Origin of the sequence: Oceanirhabdus seepicola (genome assembly GCF_023684385.1) — a bacterium.
Taxonomy (GTDB): domain Bacteria; phylum Bacillota; class Clostridia; order Clostridiales; family Clostridiaceae; genus Oceanirhabdus; species Oceanirhabdus seepicola.
In genome coordinates this window covers 826,015-848,800 of sequence record NZ_JAGSOJ010000002.1, presented here as the reverse complement: position 1 = coordinate 848,800, position 22,786 = coordinate 826,015, and the positions used below count along the sequence as shown (strand labels likewise).

Below are 22,786 nucleotides of genomic sequence, written 5' to 3'. Positions count from 1 at the left end.
CTTCATTCTTCAGAATATCTTAATTTTAATAAAAATAATAAAAAGCCCCTTTTGGGGGCTTTTTCAGTAAAATCAACTTTCTATAAATTAAAGGCTTTCAGCTCGTGTGAAAGGTATCATGATTTGTTCTTTGTTCTTTGATATTTGTTCTTTAAACATAAATATTACTTTTGAATTTCTTAATATGTTAAGTTTTCAATTAAGAAATCTATATTATTCTATTCCAATCAACATATTCATTTAAAAGATCTACGAACTTCACAAGATATTTTTCTTCTAATTCTGAGAATCTATCAAATTGTGGACTATCAATATCAAGCACTCCATACACAATATCATCTTTAATTAAGGGTATTACTATTTCAGATTTAGATGCTGCATCACAAGCAATATGTCCTGGAAACTTGCAAACATCAGCAATTCTCTGAACTTTTCTTTCCACTACTGCGGTACCACATACACCCTTCCCTATCTGTATCCTATTACATGCTGGTAACCCTTGAAAAGGGCCAAGTACAAGCTCATCATTTTTAATAAAATAAAATCCTGCCCAGTTAATTCTATCAATTATAGCATCAATTATAGCTGTTGCATTGCTTATATTGGCTAATTCGTCTTCTTCAGAGCTCAACTGTGCTTGTAACTTATTAATCATATATTTCATCTTTTGCTCTTCATTCATCTTTTCAATACCTTTTAATTGAAACATCTCTCTACTCCTATTCTACATTTACATCAATCTTTAATCTTCTAGCACTTTCACCATAAATATTCTTAGCATTTATTGTAATTATATGTGCACCATTTTTTAATACCTTATCTGGAACTGCTATCAATTCTTTAGATTTTTCATTATAAGAAAATCTTGCCTCTACTCCATCTACTAACACTTTAATAGAATATGGATCTATAGCAGTGACCTCATCATATAACTTAGCTTTTATAGCGAACTTTCTATTGTTTATACTCATATTATTTGATGGATATATTCCTTCTATTTTAGTTGTGAGTTCTTTTTTAGTATTCTTATATGCGTCTTTATAGATAAACATAATATCATCAATAAAGATTTCTCCAGATTTTTTCTCTATTTCTTTATGTGTTTCAACAAAATATATTTTTTCTAATTTAATAGGTAAAGCTACTTCACTTGGCATCTCGCCTCTTACTTCACGCCACCCATTCCAATCAATATTAGAAGCCATATCCACAATAAATTCTTCACCATTAGCATCAGTGAAACTAGCCCTCATCCACGGTGCTTTTCCATCTCCATATACCATTGCGGATATGTATTCAGGTCTTCCATATGATGTTTTTGGGCTCTCTTGTCCATTAATCTTTAGATTTATTGTTCCATTATATTCTTTGTTCCAGCTACTATAGTCATAGGTTATCTTAAATGAATTATTTCCATTGTATGCCTTTTCCTGAGATACACTTCCTTTTCCACCCATAAATCCATCAACATCATAATAAAACTTCTTTTCTTCAAAACCATCTATCAGTGCATGGTCTTGTCCAACTTTAACTTTCACCTCTGTAACTTTATCTCCTACAGAGCAAGATACAATACCAATTCCACTATTAGATGTTATAAGTTTACCAGCCTCATCTATTTTACCAATTTTCCCATTAAGCTTCCATTCTATATTGTTTTTATTTAATTCTATTTCTCCCAAATAAGAACTCTTACCAATTGCCTTAAATTGAAATTCATCCCCTTTGTTAAGATGCATCTCATATCCACTATTTATCTCAACTTTGTCCAGCTCATCAATTACTATTGCATATGTAACAGCTTTCTTGTTGTCATATTTACCTTCAATCATAACTAATCCATTGGCATTCCCAGCATTGAATATACCATTTGCGATTTCACTTGAGGAGTCTGATACCTTCCACTTAACCTCAGCTGCATCAACATTCACTTCAAATCCATACTTATTTTCTGCCTTAACATTTAAAGGGATTGATGAATTTTTCAGTATAACAAAGGGTTCTTTTAAAGAAATTGAATCTACCTTTTTATCACTTTTATTATCTTTAGTTGTAAAAAGTAATGAGTTGCTTATTTTTCTTTCTTTACCATCTTCAGGTTTATTAATAATTTTAAATTCTTCTTCTGCATAACTCTTTAAAGTTATCTCTGTAGAACCTCCACCATCTAAATTCACAGCTGTTTGTAATCCCATCTCTTCCAATATGAGTGCAAATTCACTTAAAGATGCTCCATCTGAGTATTCATTAGCAGCTGTTCCACCTTCTACAGTTACCGCTACTAAATTTCCTTTTTTATCAATCCCCAAAGCAGTTCTTGATCTCTGCAAAGTTAAAAGTCCACCTTGATATCCAGCTTCTTTTAATTTTTCTTCACTATATCCTTTACCATCTTCAACTAAATAAGAATATGCAGCCATAATTCGTTCAATCTCTTGATCTCCAAAACTTGCTTTAAGTCTTATTTGATCACCAATTTCAACATTCTCTTTAAGCCATTCAGCTTTATTACCACTTGCAGCTATTATAATTCCATTCTTAGGTATATATCCATCTTCGTTTCCTCCGATACTTACAACCTCACCTCTATACTCCTTGTCCAATTTTAACCCACTATCCAATAACTCACTTGATTGAGATTTTACGTTATTTAACACTACAAGAATCTCATTTGGTGCATAGGATGATTTTCTTAATCTTCTATCTTCACTATAGTTAGGTGTTGTTACAGTCATATAGTTGCTCACTTTGTACCTATTAACATCAAATTCTTCATATCTGTTAACTGAATCAAATGAGTATTTTAAGATCTCACTATCATCTATTACACCATCTGGAATATCCGAATCGCCATATCCTTTTAAAACTTTTAATCCTCCACTAAAGACTAATTTTTCAATAGAAACCTTATTGTTCTTTCTTTGTACAATAAGAGGATATTTATTTCTATCTGTTGTTGAAGTGAAAGAAGTTAAAATCTCTCCATATTCTACATGAGGTCCAACACTTACCCCTGCCTTTACATTAAAGAAATCTCCATTTATCCCAGCTACAACTCTATTTCCTTGTTCAATTGCCTCATTAACATGTTCTGATAGTTCAGATTTTCCTAATGAATACTGTTTCTCTTTTGCAAATATCACACCTACATCTTCATTATTTAAATCTATACTTAACTCATTAACTCTATATTTAGAATTATTTCCTTTAAATATTTCTTTCTCTATATATTCAATTCCATCGACTATTTCTCTATATTCGCTATTCACAGTACTTCCCAATGCGTATTGTGAACTCGCTCCAAACAAAAAAACAATTGCCGAAAAACAACATAATTTATTTCTAATACTCTTATTCATTATAATCACCTCTCACTACTTTCTACGAAATCTCAGATAAAAAGTCAGTCCTTCATCAATAATATTCGACAATAGTTATTTCATTTCCTTTTTATTCAATGTTCCAATTTGTTTCAGTGTTCCAATTTATTTCATTATTCCATGTATTTCTTACTTTTATCTATATAATGACTACTTGAATGTTCTATAGATTGAATTTCTTCTTGTGTTAGTTCTCTTATTACCTTTGCAGGTGATCCTAGACACAGTACTCCTGAAGGTATCTTTTTACCTGAAGTAACTAAGCTTCCAGCGCCTACTATAGTATTTTCTCCTATTTCCACACCATCTAGTAATATACTTCCCATTCCAATTAATGAATTATCGCAAACCTTACAACCATGCAATATTACATTATGTCCCACAGTTACTCCTTTACCTATTTCCACAGAATATCCTTCATCAACATGAACAGTACAATTATCTTGTATATTACTCCCTTCCCCTATCTTAATTAGTTCATTATCTGCCCTAAGAACTGTATTGAACCAAACACTAGCATCCTTTTCTATAATTATTTCTCCTATTAAAGTAGCATTTTCTGCACAAAATGCATTTTGTGCAATAAGTGGTTCCTTATCTAAATATTTTTTAATCATACTTTACCCTCCATTTTTACATATAAATATCTTACCTCAAAGTTTAATTTATCAAAGTAATTTGTATCAATATTTATTCTTATTCTTTGCTATTTTTTCTTTATAAAATACAATATTATTTTTCGAATTCTTAAATAAAATAAGTTTTAATGCAAGAAATCTATACCTAATATATTTATCCTACTTCTATATATTCATTATATCAAACCTACCTCTTATTTTTCACACAATTTCAACAAATTCCATGAAAATCATAAGAGAATATGTATACTAAAATAGTATTTACTAAATTATATTTTTATGTTAAATTAATAAGTGCATACAATATATAGTATTGTTCAATTTGTCCAACACTATATATTGTGTATTTTATTGAAAGGGGTACTTATATGCATTCAAATATTTCTGATATTTTCAAAAGAAGATTTACAAAAGAGCTCCTGGCTGATACCAGCAAGGATGTATATGATTTATTTCAATGGAAAAAAGTTAATGTTAAGTTAACGGATTATAAAACTGGTGATACTTTAGTACATATGACGGATTTAGAATTTCCTGTTCATTATTCTCAAAACGCATGTGATATTATTGCTTCAAAATACTTTAGAAAAAGTGGTATACCTGGTTCTCAAAATTACGAGAATAGTTTGAAACAGGTTGTTCATAGACTTGTTAACTTTTGGATGGAATCCCTTAAAAATGAGGGTTTAATTGAGACTGAGGAACATGCAAATATTTTTTATGATGAACTTGTTTTTGCATTACTATCTCAAATGTTTGCACCGAACTCACCACAGTGGTTTAATACAGGACTTAAATTATCCTATGGAATTAAAGGCTCCGCTACAGGATATTATTATGATATAGATTCTAAGAAAGTTGTTGAGACTGAAGATTTTTATACACGTACACAAGCTTCAGCATGTTTTATTCTTTCAATACAAGATAAATTACTAGGACCTCATTCCATCTCAGAACAGTATGTAACTGAAACTAAACTGTTCAAAGGTGGCTCAGGTACAGGTACTAATTTTTCCCCTATAAGAGCAAAAGGAGAACTTCTATCAAGTGGAGGAATATCTTCAGGTCTTATGAGCTTCTTAAAAGGGTTAGATAAGAATGCAGGAGCAATAAAATCAGGTGGTACTACTCGTCGAGCAGCAAAAATGCTTTGTTTAGATATTGACCATCCTGAAATTTTAGATTATATTACCTGGAAAGCGAAAGAAGAAGATAAGGTTCGTGCTCTAGGTAAAATGGGTTATGATATGGGCTTCGAAGGAGAAGCCTATGATACAGTATCAGGACAGAATGGTAACAACTCAGTTAGACTCTCTGATGAGTTTATGAAGAAAGTTGAAAATCTAACTCAGAATCCTGATTCTGAATTATTACTAGCCGGAAGAGTAGATAATACTGTTGATAAGAAGGTTAAAGTTTCTTCTCTATGGGATACTTTTAATGAATCTTCTTGGAAATGCGCTGATCCCGCACCTCAGTTTGATGATACATTTAACGCTTGGCATACCTGTCCTCATGGTTCAGATGGAGAGTATAATGCAAAACATAATAGAATCAACAGCACAAACCCTTGCGGTGAATATGCTTTCCTTGATGATAGTGCGTGTAATCTTGCTTCTATAAATTTAATTAAGTTTTATGATGAAAAAAGTGATTCATTCTTAATAGATGATTATAAACACTTAGTAGGACTAATTCAGTTAGCCTTAGAAGCTTCAGTACACTGGGGACATTTCCCAACAGAAGACATTGCTCTTAACACTCATATGTTCAGAACAACAGGTCTGGGAATATCCAATCTAGCTTCTTTATTGATGATGATGGGACTTCCATATAACTCAGCTGAAGCAAGATCAATTTCTTCTGCCTTAATAGGAATATTAACTGGTCATTCTTATTTTGTTTCATCTTTAATGGCTAAAAAATTGTCTCCTTTTGAAAAATATAATATAAACAAAAAGTCAATGCTAAGAGTTATAAAGAATCATTGTATTGTGGCTGGCGCTCAAAATGAGCCTTACTTAGATCTCCACTATACACCACTTAAACCTGATCATGATTTATTGATAGGCTTAAATCATTCTAATCTTTCCTCTACTCTTAAAGAGTGTTGGAATGATGCATATAAATCTGGTAAAACTAATGGTTTTAGAAATGCACAAGTTTCAGTGATTGCACCAACAGGTACTGTTTCTTTTGCAATGGATTGTGGTTCAACATCTATAGAACCATTCTTCGGTCACATTGTATATAAAAAACTTTCTGGTGGTGGATATATGACCATAGCCAATCCAGTAATAGAACCTGCTTTAAAAAAACTTGGCTATGGTGATAATGAAGTACAGGATATAATGAACTATATAACTAGAGTTGAAACTGTAAAAGAAGAAGGATATGAATATGAGAAAATAATTGACGGTAAAATTGAAGGTGCTCCTCACCTAAAAAAAGAACATCTACCTATTTTCGATACTGCTAATAACTGTGGAAGCGGAGAGCGATTTATACATTATTCAGGACATGTGTTTATGGTAGCAGCTTTAACTCCTCTTATTTCTGGAGCTATATCTAAAACCGTAAATCTTCCTTCAAATGCAACAATAGATGATTTTAAAAATGTTACACTAACATCTTGGAAACTTGGAGTAAAAGGAATATCTCTTTACCGTGATGGGTCAAAGGCAAGTCAGCCTCTCAACTCACAGCTTACTGATGGAAGAGAACGTTCTCTTGAAGAATTGACTTATAAAGAACTTCTTCAGAAGGTATACGATCAACAAGCTTCAAAATTTACAATGAGAGATAAACCTTCAGGTATTCGCACAGGAACAACACATCCAGCTCAAATAGATGATGTTAAAATATATACCACTGTAAATCGCCGTCCTGATGGGGAAATATGTGAAATATACATCACTACTGATAGAGAAGGAACAATAATAACAGGATTATTGAATTCACTTTCAAAGAGTATCTCTGTTATGTTACAACACCATGTGCACCCAAGAGATATAGCAAAAATGTTACGTGCTCAGAAATACGAACCTCATGGTTATGTTCAAAAACATCCATACATTAAATATGTTAGTTCAATATCTGATCTTATAAGTAAGGTCATAGATATTGAGTTAGATGATTACTCTCGCTGCCAGGTTAAACCTGAAACAATAAACGCTTATAGTGCAACCGACAGTATTGCTACATCTTCTTTAAATAATACTGAACAAACTGGCGAGAGAATATATACTGAATTATGTCCAAATTGCTCAAGTAACAAACTAGTTAGAAACGGAACTTGTAAAGTTTGCTTGGAATGTGGTTCTACTACCGGATGTTCGTAAAGATAAAAACAAATTGAGAATGGATAATGGAGAATTGAGAATGATGGATGTTTCTGCTTTAGGGCAGAAACTACATTATATCAGGCAAAGTGCTTGTTAGTGAAATTGAAACATTATCCTATATATAATAAATAAAAAAGAACTTATCGGAAATTCTATTCCTTTAAGTTCTTTTACTATGATATCAATATATCACTCTGCACTTACATTTAATACACATACTAATAGATCGTTTCGTAGAAATAGTCAGCCTAACAAGCTAAAGAATAGTTATCGGTTTTTCTCCAATACCATTTAAATGATTTTTGATATTTTCAAAAGAAAAGGCATTGAGCCCTTGTGATGGTAACTGTCTAAGCAGCTCTAATCTACAAATTTCTGTTTCTTTTGTATTTCCTAACTTCTTATAAAGTTTCCATAATAACCACCATGCATTAAAAATCTGATACTTATCTTCATTATTTTCTACAATTTTATTAAAACATATTTTTGCATACTCTATATCTTCAATTACCAAAGCAGCCTCCATTAAATTAGGATAAATCATACCTTGTTCTTCTATACTGAATGTTTCAATATAATCATCACCCCATCTGCGTATCTCTTCATATTGATGTCTTTCTCCAAGTGCAACTAATAGATAATTAAAGTCATCTACTGATTTTGTTATTTCAAATTTCTTCATATAATCTTCAATAAAACTATAGTTACCTAGCATAGCATCAATACGCATCAACTGAATTTTTGCACGTTTCCTCCAGTTTTTATCTTTCCCATCTCATGCTTTTAGTAAATTTTCACAAGATGCCTTACTTTTTAATAAAAATTCTAAAGCTCGTTGATATTCAAGATGACACAATAATCCCAAAGCTTTCATATCTTCACCATTCATATCTAAAAGTGTTTCTACTGCTTCTTTAGCCTCTTTGTAATTCTTTTCATTTCTTACAGTAGAATACTTGCTGACCAACAAATCTGTAGTATCAATATTTGAAGTACCAAATAAAGTATCTATTGATACATTGAAGAAAAAAGCAATTTTCGGGATGAGATAAACATCAGGTATTGCTGCTTCTTGTTCCCATTTAGAAACAGCCTGCGGTGATACACCTAAATATTCTGCAACTTGTGCCTGAGTCATTTTATTTTCTTTTCGCAGTTTTGCGATATTTTTACAAATCTTTATATTCATATGTTCACTCCTTTCTTATTGGTGAACCGTCGACTGTTCATAATACAATTATACCTTAACCTTATAAGACTTACTAACAATGGCTAGTTGATATTTACTCAACCACAATATAATACACCCACGGGAATAGAAATCTATACAAAGTCATTGATGAAGAAAGTAAATTTTTCTAAGCGCTTTTATGATTAATAAACCTAAATGTTCCAGCAGTTACGAACAAAGCTGCAAATAATAGAGGAACTAATATATTAGGGAATATACTTCCTTCTGTTATACCCTTAAACACCCAATATTGTGGTGTTATTTTAGCAAATCCTCTTAACACTTCAGGCATAAAATACAAAGGTATAAAAGTACCACTTAAGAATCCTGTAGCTGTTGCGAATATATTTGTTACCATTGTACCTATACCTTCATTATCTGTAAATCTTGAAACCATTACTCCAAGACACATTGATGCTAATGCTATAGATAAAATATTTACAAAGTAAGTAATTATATTTGTGTCTATGCTTATACCTAATAAATATTTTTGTATTACTATTATTACCAAATAAGATATTCCTTGCATCATTAGTAGTCCCAGTAGCACTCCTACTACTACATGTGAACTCTTATTTGGAGTTGATAGATTTCTAGTGAATATCTTTTGTCTTTTAAGGTCCATGAGTTCTGTGCATACATTTATGGAACAATACATAGCAAAGTTTAATAATAAAGTAATCATCAAGTAAGTTTTTATAGGAAGTCTGCTATTATCTTTTTTTTCAGTAACGACTAGAACCGATTGTTCTTCTTCAAATGCTTTATTGTCTAATTTATCTTCTTCTAACTTATAGCTTATAGAAAAATTCTTTAATAATCGCAATATTTTATTATCTAATGCAAATGTATTATTTGTATTAGACTTTTTTAACATTTCAATTTTGGGAACTTCTTTTTCTTCTAATAATTTAGAAAAATTCTCTGGAATAACATACGCTATATCATAATAACCTTTTCCTACTAATTCATTCGCGTCTTCTCTATCTTTAATCTTTACATTAGCTACCCCTTCACTAATAAGCTTTTCCTTAAATGCTTGCCCAAGAACCCCTTTATCTTCATTAACAAGTAATATATTATTCTTTATAGGTTTATCACTCATAAAAAATGCTAAACCTATCATTACTGTCATAGGTATTACAAATAATATAATAATGTTTAATTTATTTTTAATAATTCTTTTAAATTCAATGAGCCCTATTTTAAATAATTTCATAGCTAATCCTCCATAGATATTTTCAGTTTCATAAATGCAATAAGTGAAGTAATTATTCCAACTCCAATGATAACCAATATTATACTTAATAACTCCTGTAAGCAGTTACCTCTCATTAACTTATTATATATGCTCTGAATCCAATAATTGGGTGTTAATTTAGGAACTATTTTGAAAAATACACCATCGCCCACATTATCAATATTGAAAAATGTCCCACCTAACATTCCAAATATAGGTATTAATATTCCTGTAAGTAAATTTACCACCTTTGTAGATTTTATAAATGAGGACATTAATGATGCTATTCCACAAATCAATAAACTATGGACTAATATTGTAATAACAAGGGGTACTAAATCTACCTCAAAGCCTGAAACCATTACATTTTTAATAATGACGTATACACTTATTAACATGAAACAAAGAAAAAAATTGAATATGAATTTACCCGCAAATATCTGACTTTTTCTTATATTAGTTGAATATAATCTTTTTAATGTTCCATCTTCTTTTTCTTTTATAAATCTTCGTGCTAACTCAAAAATCATCAAAAGTGTTATAAAAGCTAATATAGCTCCTGAAAAATATTGGTGAGAAGTTAATGTTATTATTTTATCTATATTATTAACTTGAAGAACTTCACCCTCATAAAAAGCACTTAAATATTGAGAATATTCATTTATAACCTCTTCTTTTTCTTTATCTAACAACTGTGAATCATTTATGCTATTTAAAATTTGTTTATATGAAGTATTATATTCCACATAGTTTTCTACTATTGATTTTACAATAGAACTCTGAATCTCCGCATCTTTGTCTAACTTTTCCAATTGAACTGTAGTATTTTCTCCTGTGTATAGACTTTCTTCAAATCCATTTGGTATATTTATAGCAACTATACTTTCTTCCTTTGACGCTATTTCAATTACCTCATTAATTCCTTCATAGGTTAATACTTCTTTAAGATTCTTTGACAAGCTACTATTATCCTCATCATTTACATAAACATTAAATCTTTCTATGGTTCTATCAGGCTCAAATACTTTTTCATTAAATGCACCATATAAATGACTTAACAATACAGGAAATATGATAAATAGTAGAATATTACTCTTTATATTTGAAAAAAATATTTTTACATCATTTACAATAATTCCTTTAATCTTACCCATGACTCTTCCCCCTATACCTTAATCTCTAAGTTTCTTACCAGTAAGACTTAAAAATACTGACTCAAGATTAGGTTCAATTATTGATATTGATTTAATCTTCACCTTTGAATTCATTAACTCTTTCATAATATCCTCCATACTATATCCATCTTCTATAACAACAACATTTAAAGTTTTGTTTTTTTCATCATAGAAGCAATCCTTTATTCCCTTAATTTCTTTTAAAATTAAAACTACACTTTCATTAAAATCTTCAATTACAACTTCTATATTATTTTCATTTGATACTAATCTTTTAATTTCTTTCTTAGTTCCATTTGCTATTACATTTCCCATATCTATAATAGCTATATCATTGCAAATTTGCTCTACTTCCTCCATGTAATGACTTGTATAGATTATTGTAGTTCCATATTCTTTATTCATCTTCTTTGTAAACTCCAGGATGTGATTTCTTGACTGTGGATCAATTCCAACAGTTGGTTCGTCCATAATAAGAATCTTTGGATGGTGCATTATTGCACATGCAATATTCAATCTCCTTTTCATACCACCTGAGAAAGTTTTAACCTTATCTTTCTTTCTTTCCTTTAAACCAGTTAGTTCTAAAGCTTCCTCCATTCTTTCCTTTAATAACTTTCCTTTTAAGCCATACATTTCTCCCCAATACTTTAAATTATCTAAAAGAGATAGTTTCTGATGTAAAACTATTTCTTGAGGTACAAATCCAATATACTCTTTTGTCTTTAATGAATTTTTTTGTACTGAATTACTATCAATTAATATATCACCGTTACTTCCCTTTAATAGACCACACATTATATTTATTAATGTAGATTTACCTGCTCCATTAGGACCAAGCAATCCAAATATTTGTCCCTTTTCAATATTAAACGAAACATTATCAAGTGCTAAATTATCATTAAATCTCTTTGTTAAATTTTTTATTTCTATATAACTCATGCGAATTCTCCTTTTATATCTTTTTGTTTACATCTTAAATTAATTATATGAAATTAATGGTAGTATGAATAATGTCTTAAGTAATCACTCTACAAAAAAACCATTACTTTAGTCATTTCTAAAGTAATGGTTTTTAATTTGTTGAAAGGTTATTCTTAACAGCAAAGATTGCCACTTGCGTTCTATCTCTTAAGTTAAGCTTACTCAATATGTTACTAATGTTATTTTTTATAGTGCCCTCTGTTAAAAATAATATTTCTGCTATTTCCCTATTGGACAATCCATTCCCTATCTCCTGAATAATAGTCATTTCCCTTTTTGTTAAAGAATATTTTTCCTTAACCTCATCTTTGGTACTCTTGTCATCCCTTTGTTGTTTTACAAGACTATTAGCTATGTCTGGATGTACAACCACATTTCCTTTGTATGTGGATTTTATCCCTTCATATATTAAATCATAGGAACTCTCCTTTAAAAGATATCCTGATGCTCCATACTTCATAGCATCAAAAATATATTCTGTATCCTTAAAGGTAGTCAATATTAATACTTTTACCTTAGAATATTGTTCCTTTATAAGCTTAGTACCCATAACACCATCACAAATAGGCATCCTTATATCCATAAGTACAATATCTACATCTATTTCTCCACACTTCTCAAGTGCCTTCCTACCATTACATGCAGTTCCTACAACCTCAATATCTTCATATGTATTTAGTATAATACTTAACCCCTCACTAATTAACTTCTCATCATCTGTTATTAAAACCTTAATTTTCTCCATGATTCCTTCCCCCATCATTTTAAATCCCTTTTGGTATAGTTGCTATAAGTTCAAAGCCTTTATTTTTCTCACTATAAAGCGATACTTCACCTTTCACAGATGTTATTCTCTCTTGAACGCCTTGTAACCCAAAGCTCTTATTAATATTTGAGCACCCTACTCCGTTATCTTTTAAATTAATATATACTTCATTTTCATTAAAGGTCACGTTTATATTTATTAAGGATGCATATCCATGTTTTACAGAATTAGTCATGAACTCTTGTACCACTCTATACAATACAGTACATTGATCAGAGTTAAGGTTGTACTTTTTCTTTGAAACTCTTAGGTTTACATCTATGGATGTAATCTTCTTAAAATTTCTAACCAACTCCTCAATAGCCAGTAACCCTTCATATGTCTCAAGAGTTTTTGGTTTTAAATCTCTAACCATAAGACGTAATTCTTGAAGACTTTTTTGACAATATGTTGTTATATTTTGTGTCATAGCACTTGCTTTTTCTGGACTACTTGATATTAACTTTTCTATGGCACCTAGTTGAAATATTATAGCTGAAAATGAGTGCCCAACACTATCATGAAGTTCTCTTGAAAGCCTATTTCTTTCTCTTAATAATGTTACTTCTTCTATAGTATTAGAATAAGACTCTAGTTCTTCATTAGCTTTCTTTAAACTTTCTTGCGAAACTCTTAGTTTATCATATAGCTTCTGCGCTTCAGTTTTCCTATGTACTTCCTCTTTTATATATATACCTAATATTCCAATAAAAAATAACACTATGATGGTTTGAAATTTATCCTTGATTAAGTGATTTGAAAAGGATAAACCAATATAAGTAGTTACCATAATAAATATGCCTATACTATATCTTCTACATAATAAAATAGAACTATCTAAAACTATATTTGTAAAGTATAAGAAATATATTCCACCAAATATATCATTTAACTTTATAGCTATAAAAGCTTCTACTATAAGTGTTATTACTACCAGTAATGGTTTTTCGTAAAAATAAAAGAATCTCAGCTGCCCTACTATTAAAAATATAATAAAAATACTAATATTAAATAATGTAATCTGGAATTTATCTCCTGGATATAAAATTATTGATAATACTATAAACATAATACTTAAGTATCTAATTGCTATTAGAAATTTATTATTTGAATACATAGAATCACCACCTTAAATAAAGCAACTGTTTTTCTTAATGTAAATATTAGATAACCTGGTATTATTAGTATATCAAATCACACACTCTTTGAATATACTCATTTTACCTACTATTCTTAAGTCTTCTATTTATCTCCATCTACTATACTGATATAATATATTCATACACTATTTGGTGTTTCAAATGAGAGAAAGGGGAATTTGTTATGTCTATTTTTATTAACGGAAAAGTAGTTACTTTAGATGATAAACTTAAAATTGCTTCAGCTTTCAAGGTGAAAAACGGTCTTTTTTCTGCAATTGGAAATGATGATTTAATTCTTGAATTAAAGGAAGATTGTGAAGAGGTAGTTGATTTAGGTGGAAAGACAGTTTTACCTGGATTCAATGATGCTCATTTGCATTTTCTTAGCTATGCTATAACAAAGAATTCTGTGGATTTAACAAAGGTTACTTCCATTGATAATCTAATTGATACTGTGAAGAACTTTATTAAAGAAAGATCAATAGAAGATGGCGAATGGATTGTATCAAGAGGATGGAACGAGAATTTTTGGGATACCCCTACTCTTCCCAGTCGTTATGATTTAGATAAAATATCAAAAACTCATCCTATTTATTTTTCTAGAGCTTGTGGTCACATAGGTGTTACTAACTCATTAGCATTGAAAAAACTTAATATTGATAGAAACACTCCTGATCCTGATGGAGGAATCATAGATAGAGAAAATGGAGAACCAACAGGTGTACTAAGGGAGAATGCCCTTAATTCCGCACTTGAATACCTTCAACCCATGAGCAAAGAAAAAATCAAAACACTTCTTAGTTCTGCATTTATTGACGCTCTCTCAGTTGGATTAACATCTATGAGCACTGAGGATATATGGCAGAGTGGTTCAATAGAAAATACCATAGAAGCTTATGAAGAGTTAAAGAATGAAGATTTACTTCCTATTAGGATTGTTCAACAGATGTATCTTCCTGATAATGAAAGTTTTGATACTTGTAAGAGAATGAATTTAAAAACTGGATATGGGGATGATTTCTTTAAAATAGGACCTATGAAGTTGTTCCAAGATGGCTCTCTTGGTGGGAGAACAGCTGCAATGGAAGACGAATATAGTGATACAAAAACTAAAGGTGTTTCAATACATAATGACAAATCTTTGAACGAACTTATTCATAAAGGACACGATAATGGTTTCCAGATATGTGCTCATGCAATAGGTGATAGAGCAATGAGAGAACTCCTTAATGTTTATGAGGGTATATATGACTCTTCTAATAAAGATCTTCGTTTCAGCATAATACATTGTCAATTCACAAACGAGAATCTATTAAAAAGATTCCAAAGTAAGAATATTATTGCTAATGTTCAACCCTCATTTGTTATGACTGATTATCCAATAGTTGAAAAAGCAGTTGGTAAAAAAAGAGCAGAAACAAGTTACGCTTGGAGATCAATGCTCTCTAATTCAATACATACTGTATTCAGTTCGGATGCCCCTATTGAAAGCTTTAATCCATTTGAAGGTATTTACGCTGCTGTTACAAGAAAAGATTTAAAAGGAAGCCCTTCTGAAGGCTGGAATACACATGAATGTATTTCAGTGGAAGAAGCACTAAAAAGCTATACACTAGAACCTGCTTACAGTAATTTTGAAGAGAATAAAAAAGGAACTTTATCCACTGGTAAATTTGCAGATTTCATTGTTATATCCCATGATATCCTTGAAATTCCTGCTGATGATATAAAAGATATTACTGTTCTTGAAACGTACGTAAATGGAGAGAGGAAATTCAAAAAAACAAATGTATAATTGATAATGGATAATTGATAATGATTGATGTTTCTGCCTTATGGCAGAAACTACATCTTATTGGTCAATAGCTTTGAACATTTTACTTATTTTATCTGTGGTAAAATATTGTATTTAAATTACAATTTATCATCAAAGATTAAACAAGCAAAATTCTATTGATTCATAGCCAACTAAATATATCTGATGACCAATTTCATAAATATTATTAGCTCTTGAATTGATGTTTACTTAAATAGAATTTTATATATAACAAAAAATGATTATAGATTAAATCTATAATCATTTTTTATGTATTGGTTTTCTACAATAAAAGCTTAGCTTAAAACTACAATGTTTCATTCAAAATGAAACAAGTAAATCCCTATTGTCCAAAGAACAACAAAATTAAAATTTCACGGAGTGAAATGTCAATCATTCTCCATTGTCCATTATCAATTCTCCATTAAGGTTTTATGTTTTAGTCTTTCTTCGCTCTTCTTGGATTTGGTTTAGCCTTTGGCTTTATTGCCGTTTTCTTATCTACTTTATATTTAACTCTTTTAACTCCGCTTTTTTTCAACTTATCTTTTTCTGCAAGTTTCTGAGTAGCCTTTTCATTTCTTTTTCTAGTAAAGCCTGCTAAATCAAGGAACCATAATAGAAGAATAACCATTACCCCTTGAAGCACCAATACTACGTACTCATTAATACCTCCAAATGTAGTACCTATAACTGCTGGTAGTAATAATGTAAGTGCAAATAAACCTAAAACTATCCACTTGTTTATTTTTATCTTTTTAAGTACATAAGTGCTTAGTCCATAGTAAACCAGAAGAAATACTAATGCCAATCCTATTGTCTTTCCTGCCATTACGAGAAACTCCATACCCTTCCTCCTTCTTATGTGATATAGATATTATATCAGTTTATAGGTAGAAATTTCAAACTTAATTTCTTGTTTTGAAGTAATCCATTTCTCTCTTAAGTAAGTTTAGTTTTTCATTTAACTCCTCAATATCATTCAATCTGTCATTCATCTTTTCAATTATAATATTAGAAGTATCCAAAGTTTTATTTCCATTTTCTTCTATTTCACCAGCATTATAAGCAATACCTGAAACTGCTTTAGTAACATCTTGGGCAGCCATGCTCTGCTCTCTAGTAGATTCAGATATATTAATTATTTCATTGTTATTCTCCTCAGTAATTTCAATCACTTTAGTGATATTTTCTTTAACAACATTACTATATTCAATCCCCTTATCTACATCCTCAGATACCTTATTATTTGCATTTTCAACTGTTTTCACTTCAACTTGAATATTATTTATTATATTTCCAATCTTCTCTGTTTCAAGGTTTGTCTGTTCTGCAAGTTTTCTTATCTCATCTGATACAACTGTAAAACCTCTTCCTGCCTCCCCTGCCCTTGCTGCTTCAATTGCAGCATTAAGTGCAATTAAATTTGTTTGTTCTGATATACTTTGAATTGTACTTAGAATATCGCCAACATTTTCTGCAAGAGAAGTCAATTTATCAATCTGCTTCTTAGAATTCATTACGCTTTCATTTATCTTATTCATTCCCCCTACCATTTCTTCAGCATTATTGAAGGCTTCTCCTGCTAAAGTAACAGCATTCTGTGATGACATAAGTGTTTTTTCTGAATTTTTACCAATTTCATCAGCAGAAGCACTTATCTCTTCAATTGCAGCCAATGTCTCTTCTGTACCCGCCACCTGATTTTGAGTTTCAGATAGTACTTCCTTAATTGAATCTTTTAACTGTTTCAATCCATCTTCAACCTTATCATTTATCTGTTTATAATAATCACTATCTTCTCCTTTTGCAAAGTTATCCATTGCCATAGTGATTGCTTTATTCTTCTCTTCCACATCACCAACAACAGTTTTTACACTCATTATAATCCCATTTAATTTAATCATGAATGAGTTAAACTCTACTGCTAATTGACCTATTTCATCTTTTGATTTTATATCTATTTGTACATCAAGGTTCCCCGCTGCACCTTCTTTAAATTTATCCATGAATATCATAAGCATCTTAGAAATAGATTTTCCTAACAGAATTGCAATGAATATAGCTAAAATACTCAACACAGTAGCAACAATAATAATAAATGTTCTAAAATCATTAACACCTTTATTCATCTCTCCAACCTCGGGTGCTGCAGCTACTATCCAACCATTAGACATTTTTTCATATGCTAGAATCTTCTCATTCCCCATATATTCATAGGTTTCAATTCCATATGCTTCAGTATTATTCGTAATTTTTGTAGTTAAAAATTCAAAATCTCCATTTTGTATAGTTTTCATATTATCAAAATCTTTATTTGGATGATATAAAAAATCAAAATTTTCATTCATCAACGTCATATAACCATTATTATATATCTTAACCTTACTTACGTCTTCCTTAAGATCTTGAAAGAACACCTCTGATCCTATTACTCCTATCACTTCACCATCTAGTACCAGTTTTTTGCTATAAGTAATAACCTCAGCATTCCAAACTTCCCATTCATATGGTTCGCTCCAGTATTCACCTTTTTCTAAAGCCTCTTTCCACCAATCATCATTATTATTATTTTCAGCATACACATCGTATTCCTCAGCTCTGACAAGTTTACCCTGTTTTTCAAATATTTCGATTGTATGTCCTCCTTTAAATACTTTTGAATCAAATACCACCCATCCACTTTTTTTACCAAAAGTCTCTATTGTACCAAAAAACTCCTTAAGTATATCCTCTTTGAATTGTTCCATATATTCAGGATCATTTTTTGCTTTCTCTAAATCCATATTACTTACAACTAAATTTTCAAGATTATTTGTTAATAATTCTACTTCGTCTAATTCACTGTCTAATTCGGCATTATAATTTCCAACAAGTTGCCTAAGATATCCCTGTGCTTCCACTCTTATTAAGTTTTTACTCTTACCATAAGCCATAAATCCTATGATAAGTACTGAAACAAAAACACATATACCAATTGCAAGAGCAATTTTATTCGCTATTTTCTTCATATACCCGTCTCCTCATACGTAAGTATTTTCCCTATAATATATTCTTATCGTCGAATTTTAAGAAATCTTAATAAAATAATCTATATATTATATTTTTTTCTCAAATCACTATAATCTGATTATATATTTTTTGATATTTCCGTCATCTTTATTTAGTGTTAAATCCAAACTTTATTATTTAACTATAAATGGATTTGTGTTAAAATTACTTTGGGTGGTATCAAAACGAGCTGCACCGAATTGTTTTAACAAGTGTTAATATATTTTTATTTGCTTATATCCTTATATAGTTATACAGCGCATTAATTAATTTACACTTATCCATAACTCATTAAACCACTGAGATTTTGGAACGGTTATCGTATACCTTTTTCTAAGGTGTGCATAAATTAAATTTCGCTAAGATATAACTATGGAATGAGACAAATGAGGTGATAAAATTGAAAATATCTTTTGTTGGGGCAGGTAAGGTTGGTTTTACCTTAGGTAAATACTTTAAACTTAATGGCCTGCACATTGAGGGATTCTTTAGTAATAATCCCGAATCTGCTATGGATGCAAGTGATTTTATTGGATGCTCATATTTTTTGTCCTTGGATGAACTTGTGAAAAATAGTGAAATTATTTTTATTACAACAAATGATGATAATATAATAGAAGTTTGGAAAAAACTTAAGCATTTAAACATAGAGGGTAAGATTATTTGCCACTGTAGTGGTTCTCTATCCTCAGAGATTTTCTATGATATAAACAATTCAGGCGCATATCAATATTCCATCCATCCTATGTATCCGTTTAAGGATAAATATAACTCTTATAAAAACTTTAAAACCGCATATTTTTCTATAGAAGGTCACCCTAAACACTTTCACTATTTAAAAGGACTTATTGAGTCTTTAGGTAATAATGTATTAGGCATATCCAAAGAGAGTAAAGGAGAATATCATTTAGCAAACGTGATGGTTTCAAACTTGGTTCTTTCTCTGATAAACATTGGTGTTAATACACTAAGTAATTGTGGGGTAGATTCTGAAACTGCACTTAACGCTATGGCCCCTCTTATAAAAAGCAATGTTGATAATATTTTATCTCAATCCTTTGAAGATGCCATAACGGGTCCTGTAGTACGCGGTGATGTTAATACTCTTAATAAACATATTGAAAGTATTAGAAGTGAATATGACGAGTTATATAAAACACTTTCATTAAATCTATTAAAGATCTCAAAGACCAAAAATTCAGAGAAAGACTATTCTGACATAGAGAGATTTTTAGAAAATATTTAATAGAATGAAATTTTCTAACCATATTACATGACAACCAGCCTTAAAACGTTGGCTGGTTGTCATGTATCTGGAAACAAAATTTATTTCATTCTATATAGGAGGATGAATTTATGGCTTTTACAGTTAGTAATTTCTTAAAATGCAAAAATAATAGTGAAAAAATAACTATGTTAACAGCTTATGATTACTCGACAGCTAAGCTTTTCAATGATGAAAAAATCGATGCTATTCTTGTTGGTGATTCACTGGGAATGGTGTGTCTTGGTTATGAAGATACTCTAAAAGTGACTATGGAAGATATGATACATCATACTAAAGCTGTTTCAAGAGCATGTGATCATACTTTTGTAGTTGGAGATATGCCATTTATGTCTTATCAAACTAGTGTATATGATGCAGTAGTAAACGCTGGCCGACTTGTTAAAGAAGGTGGAGCACAAGCAATAAAATTAGAAGGTGGAGCACTATATTGCGACCATATAAGCGCAATTGTAAATGCTCAAATTCCTGTTATGGGTCATATAGGTTTAACCCCTCAATCAGTAAATGTATTCGGCGGATTCAAAGTTCAAGGGAAAAATGAAGATAATGCTAAAAAATTGATAGAAGATGCAAAAAAACTTGAAGAAGCTGGTGCTTTTGCTATTGTTCTCGAATGTATCCCTTCTCAACTTGCTAAGATAATATCAGAGTCAATCTCTATTCCAACCATAGGTATAGGCGCTGGGGTTTACTGTGATGGACAAATATTAGTTTATCAGGATATGTTGAATATGTATTCTAATTTTAAACCTAAATTCGTTAAAACTTTCAGTGATGTTGGGCATGCTATACATGAAGGTGTCTCATCATATATACAAGAAGTTAAAGAAGGAGTTTTCCCTGGTGAAGAGCATTCATTTTCATTAAAAGAGGAGACTCTGAAAAAATTATATTAAAAGGAGCAAGCCATGAATAACATAGAATCATTTTCATCAATTAATGATATAAAAAATAAAATATCACAGTGGAAATCTGAAGGGTATTCAATTGGATTTGTACCTACCATGGGATATCTCCACGATGGTCACACTAGCCTTATTCAAAGGGCTAATAATGAAAACGATAAGGTCATTGTTAGTATATTTGTTAATCCAACTCAATTTGGTCCTAATGAAGATTTAGACAACTATCCTAGGGATTTAAAAAGAGATACTGAATTATGTGCAGAGAATGGTGCTGATGCAATCTTTAATCCATCAGCAAGAGAAATGTATGGTGATAATCCATATGCATATGTTGATATTAACCAACTTTCATCTGAATTATGCGGTACTTCTAGACCTGGCCATTTTCGAGGTGTTTGCACAGTAGTGCTAAAACTTTTTAATATCATGACTCCAGATAGAGCATATTTTGGTGAAAAAGATGCACAACAACTTGCAATAATTAAGAAGATGGTTCTTGATTTAAATATGCCAGTTCAAGTTATAGGTTGCCCTATAGTAAGAGAAGCTGACGGACTTGCAAAGAGTTCTAGAAATACTTACCTTTCTAGTGAACACAGAAAAGCTGCAGTTGTTTTGAGCCAAAGCTTAGCTTTAGCAAAAACTTCTCTTAAAAATGGAGAAAGAGATGCAGAAAAAATACTCGCTATCATAGGCGAAAAAATATCATCTGAGCCTTTAGCAAAAGTTGATTATATTCAGGTTGTAGATTTAAAATCACTAAAAACTGTAAAATCTATTAAAGATGATATTCTAGTTGCTATAGCAGTACACTTTGACAAAACAAGATTAATTGATAATTTTTCTTTTAAAATAAAAAATAACTAATAAATATTGATATATAGATTCAACTTCAACTATTAATTTATACATGTACAAAACACGTTGAACCTTCGTGATTTTGATACAATTATAAATTAAGTTTCACTAAGGAATCTCTATAATTAAACATACGGAGGAAATACTATGAAAATTACTATGTTAAAAAGCAAAATACACAGAGCTACAGTTACTGAAGCAAAATTAAATTATGTTGGTAGTATAACAATTGATAGTAATTTATTAAAAGAAAGTGGAATATTACCCTATGAGAAGGTTCAGATAGTTAATAATAATAATGGAGCTAGAATTGAAACATATACTATTGAAGGTGAAGCTGGAAGTGGTGTTATTTGCTTAAATGGTGCTGCAGCAAGACATTTTCAAAAAGGTGATAAAGTCATAATCATGGCATATTGTGATATGGATTCTATTGATGCACCTAATCATAAACCTACAGTAGTTTTTGTAAATGATGATAATACCGTTAAAGAAGTTGGCCACTATGAAAAACATGGAGAAATAAAATAAAAATCTAATACTATTTTTAACTCTATTTCCCTATAGAATAATAACACTAATAATGGAAATACTATTAATGTTATTATCTAAAAAGGAGATGGAATAATTAATGAAAACTCTAGATATAATAGCACTGACACTAGTAATAATCGGTGCAATAAACTGGGGGCTTATAGGTTTCTTCGGATTTGACTTAGTAGCTTCTTTATTTGGAGAAATGAGCGCATTTAGTAGAGTTGTATATGCTCTAGTAGGAATTGCAGGGCTTTATTCATTGTCATTCTTCGGAAAAAGAACTGAATCTCCAAGAACATAAACCTAAACCACTTTATAGTGGCAATCTATAAAGTGGTTTTTCTTTGATGTCATATTTCTTCTACTCAATGACTTATCCACAGATTCAAAAA

The 22,786-nt window shown here is 30.5% G+C and carries 19 protein-coding genes; 7 read left to right on the top strand and 12 right to left on the bottom strand.

Annotation, left to right across the window (positions count from 1 at the left end; genetic code table 11):
* Window positions 1-208: 208 nt before the first annotated feature.
* The 3 genes from KDK92_RS11340 to KDK92_RS11330 all read right to left on the bottom strand — a co-directional run bounded on the left by KDK92_RS11340 (window position 209) and on the right by KDK92_RS11330 (window position 3,997).
* Window positions 209-709 (bottom strand): GAF domain-containing protein, encoded by a 501-nt coding sequence (locus tag KDK92_RS11340; protein ID WP_250859368.1) that lies wholly within the window; start codon window positions 707-709, stop codon window positions 209-211.
* Window positions 710-719: 10 nt separating this feature from the next.
* Complete coding sequence (locus KDK92_RS11335) at window positions 720-3,359, bottom strand: phosphodiester glycosidase family protein (protein WP_250859367.1); 2,640 nt, start codon at window positions 3,357-3,359, stop codon at window positions 720-722.
* Between the two features lie 134 nt (window positions 3,360-3,493).
* Window positions 3,494-3,997 carry a gamma carbonic anhydrase family protein gene (locus tag KDK92_RS11330; protein ID WP_250859366.1) on the bottom strand — a complete coding sequence of 168 codons (504 nt, stop codon included), beginning with the start codon at window positions 3,995-3,997 and terminating at the stop codon, window positions 3,494-3,496.
* A gap of 389 nt (window positions 3,998-4,386) precedes the next feature.
* Here KDK92_RS11330 and KDK92_RS11325 point away from each other — a divergent pair, with 389 nt between their 5' ends.
* On the top strand, window positions 4,387-7,359 hold the full coding sequence (locus KDK92_RS11325; RefSeq protein WP_250859365.1) for a vitamin B12-dependent ribonucleotide reductase: 2,973 nt from the start codon (window positions 4,387-4,389) through the stop codon (window positions 7,357-7,359).
* Between the two features lie 259 nt (window positions 7,360-7,618).
* Here the strand turns inward: KDK92_RS11325 and KDK92_RS11320 are convergent, their stop codons facing one another.
* The 7 genes from KDK92_RS11320 to KDK92_RS11290 form a co-directional block, all read right to left on the bottom strand.
* The gene (locus KDK92_RS11320; protein ID WP_250859364.1) at window positions 7,619-8,095 is read right to left on the bottom strand and encodes a hypothetical protein; all 477 of its coding nucleotides are present in this window, start codon (window positions 8,093-8,095) and stop codon (window positions 7,619-7,621) included.
* Window positions 8,096-8,137: 42 nt separating this feature from the next.
* On the bottom strand, window positions 8,138-8,551 hold the full coding sequence (locus tag KDK92_RS11315) for a helix-turn-helix transcriptional regulator (RefSeq protein ID WP_250859363.1): 414 nt from the start codon (window positions 8,549-8,551) through the stop codon (window positions 8,138-8,140).
* A 169-nt stretch (window positions 8,552-8,720) separates the two neighbouring features.
* Window positions 8,721-9,812 carry an ABC transporter permease gene (locus KDK92_RS11310; protein ID WP_250859362.1) on the bottom strand — a complete coding sequence of 364 codons (1,092 nt, stop codon included), beginning with the start codon at window positions 9,810-9,812 and terminating at the stop codon, window positions 8,721-8,723.
* Between the two features lie 2 nt (window positions 9,813-9,814).
* Window positions 9,815-10,987, bottom strand: a complete 1,173-nt coding sequence (locus tag KDK92_RS11305; protein WP_250859361.1) for an ABC transporter permease — start codon at window positions 10,985-10,987, stop codon at window positions 9,815-9,817.
* Window positions 10,988-11,005: 18 nt separating this feature from the next.
* Window positions 11,006-11,950: an ABC transporter ATP-binding protein gene (locus tag KDK92_RS11300; protein WP_250859360.1), complete on the bottom strand. Its 945-nt coding sequence runs from the start codon at window positions 11,948-11,950 to the stop codon at window positions 11,006-11,008.
* Between the two features lie 133 nt (window positions 11,951-12,083).
* Window positions 12,084-12,737, bottom strand: a complete 654-nt coding sequence (locus tag KDK92_RS11295; RefSeq protein WP_250859359.1) for a response regulator transcription factor — start codon at window positions 12,735-12,737, stop codon at window positions 12,084-12,086.
* Window positions 12,738-12,756: 19 nt separating this feature from the next.
* Complete coding sequence (locus KDK92_RS11290; protein ID WP_250859358.1) at window positions 12,757-13,914, bottom strand: sensor histidine kinase; 1,158 nt, start codon at window positions 13,912-13,914, stop codon at window positions 12,757-12,759.
* A gap of 206 nt (window positions 13,915-14,120) precedes the next feature.
* On the opposite strand from KDK92_RS11290, the gene KDK92_RS11285 reads away from it, so the two are divergent.
* The gene (locus KDK92_RS11285; protein ID WP_250859357.1) at window positions 14,121-15,734 is read left to right on the top strand and encodes an amidohydrolase; all 1,614 of its coding nucleotides are present in this window, start codon (window positions 14,121-14,123) and stop codon (window positions 15,732-15,734) included.
* A 460-nt stretch (window positions 15,735-16,194) separates the two neighbouring features.
* Here the strand turns inward: KDK92_RS11285 and KDK92_RS11280 are convergent, their stop codons facing one another.
* Window positions 16,195-16,602 carry a hypothetical protein gene (locus tag KDK92_RS11280; RefSeq protein WP_250859356.1) on the bottom strand — a complete coding sequence of 136 codons (408 nt, stop codon included), beginning with the start codon at window positions 16,600-16,602 and terminating at the stop codon, window positions 16,195-16,197.
* Between the two features lie 61 nt (window positions 16,603-16,663).
* Entirely contained in the window at window positions 16,664-18,766 is a 2,103-nt protein-coding gene (locus KDK92_RS11275) for a methyl-accepting chemotaxis protein (RefSeq protein WP_250859355.1), read from the bottom strand.
* A gap of 431 nt (window positions 18,767-19,197) precedes the next feature.
* Between KDK92_RS11275 and KDK92_RS11270 the strand changes: the two genes are divergently transcribed.
* The 5 genes from KDK92_RS11270 to KDK92_RS11250 all read left to right on the top strand — a co-directional run bounded on the left by KDK92_RS11270 (window position 19,198) and on the right by KDK92_RS11250 (window position 22,695).
* A complete protein-coding gene (locus KDK92_RS11270; RefSeq protein ID WP_338115256.1) occupies window positions 19,198-20,052 on the top strand; it encodes a Rossmann-like and DUF2520 domain-containing protein in 855 nt (284 codons plus the stop codon).
* A gap of 110 nt (window positions 20,053-20,162) precedes the next feature.
* A complete protein-coding gene (panB, locus tag KDK92_RS11265; RefSeq protein ID WP_250859353.1) occupies window positions 20,163-20,990 on the top strand; it encodes a 3-methyl-2-oxobutanoate hydroxymethyltransferase in 828 nt (275 codons plus the stop codon).
* Window positions 20,991-21,011: 21 nt separating this feature from the next.
* The gene (panC, locus tag KDK92_RS11260) at window positions 21,012-21,866 is read left to right on the top strand and encodes a pantoate--beta-alanine ligase (RefSeq protein WP_250859918.1); all 855 of its coding nucleotides are present in this window, start codon (window positions 21,012-21,014) and stop codon (window positions 21,864-21,866) included.
* A 138-nt stretch (window positions 21,867-22,004) separates the two neighbouring features.
* Entirely contained in the window at window positions 22,005-22,388 is a 384-nt protein-coding gene (panD, locus tag KDK92_RS11255) for an aspartate 1-decarboxylase (RefSeq protein ID WP_250859352.1), read from the top strand.
* A gap of 100 nt (window positions 22,389-22,488) precedes the next feature.
* Window positions 22,489-22,695 carry a DUF378 domain-containing protein gene (locus KDK92_RS11250; RefSeq protein WP_250859351.1) on the top strand — a complete coding sequence of 69 codons (207 nt, stop codon included), beginning with the start codon at window positions 22,489-22,491 and terminating at the stop codon, window positions 22,693-22,695.
* Window positions 22,696-22,786: the final 91 nt, after the last annotated feature.

Coding starts and splice junctions, on each gene's coding strand:
- KDK92_RS11340 (WP_250859368.1), bottom strand. CDS start 709: ATGTTTCAATTAAAAGGTATTGAAAAGATGAATGAAGAGCAAAAGATG.
- KDK92_RS11335 (WP_250859367.1), bottom strand. CDS start 3,359: ATGAATAAGAGTATTAGAAATAAATTATGTTGTTTTTCGGCAATTGTT.
- KDK92_RS11330 (WP_250859366.1), bottom strand. CDS start 3,997: ATGATTAAAAAATATTTAGATAAGGAACCACTTATTGCACAAAATGCA.
- KDK92_RS11325 (WP_250859365.1), top strand. CDS start 4,387: ATGCATTCAAATATTTCTGATATTTTCAAAAGAAGATTTACAAAAGAG.
- KDK92_RS11315 (WP_250859363.1), bottom strand. CDS start 8,551: ATGAATATAAAGATTTGTAAAAATATCGCAAAACTGCGAAAAGAAAAT.
- KDK92_RS11310 (WP_250859362.1), bottom strand. CDS start 9,812: ATGAAATTATTTAAAATAGGGCTCATTGAATTTAAAAGAATTATTAAA.
- KDK92_RS11305 (WP_250859361.1), bottom strand. CDS start 10,987: ATGGGTAAGATTAAAGGAATTATTGTAAATGATGTAAAAATATTTTTT.
- KDK92_RS11300 (WP_250859360.1), bottom strand. CDS start 11,950: ATGAGTTATATAGAAATAAAAAATTTAACAAAGAGATTTAATGATAAT.
- KDK92_RS11295 (WP_250859359.1), bottom strand. CDS start 12,737: ATGGAGAAAATTAAGGTTTTAATAACAGATGATGAGAAGTTAATTAGT.
- KDK92_RS11290 (WP_250859358.1), bottom strand. CDS start 13,914: ATGTATTCAAATAATAAATTTCTAATAGCAATTAGATACTTAAGTATT.
- KDK92_RS11285 (WP_250859357.1), top strand. CDS start 14,121: ATGTCTATTTTTATTAACGGAAAAGTAGTTACTTTAGATGATAAACTT.
- KDK92_RS11280 (WP_250859356.1), bottom strand. CDS start 16,602: ATGGAGTTTCTCGTAATGGCAGGAAAGACAATAGGATTGGCATTAGTA.
- KDK92_RS11275 (WP_250859355.1), bottom strand. CDS start 18,766: ATGAAGAAAATAGCGAATAAAATTGCTCTTGCAATTGGTATATGTGTT.
- panB (WP_250859353.1), top strand. CDS start 20,163: ATGGCTTTTACAGTTAGTAATTTCTTAAAATGCAAAAATAATAGTGAA.
- panD (WP_250859352.1), top strand. CDS start 22,005: ATGAAAATTACTATGTTAAAAAGCAAAATACACAGAGCTACAGTTACT.
- KDK92_RS11250 (WP_250859351.1), top strand. CDS start 22,489: ATGAAAACTCTAGATATAATAGCACTGACACTAGTAATAATCGGTGCA.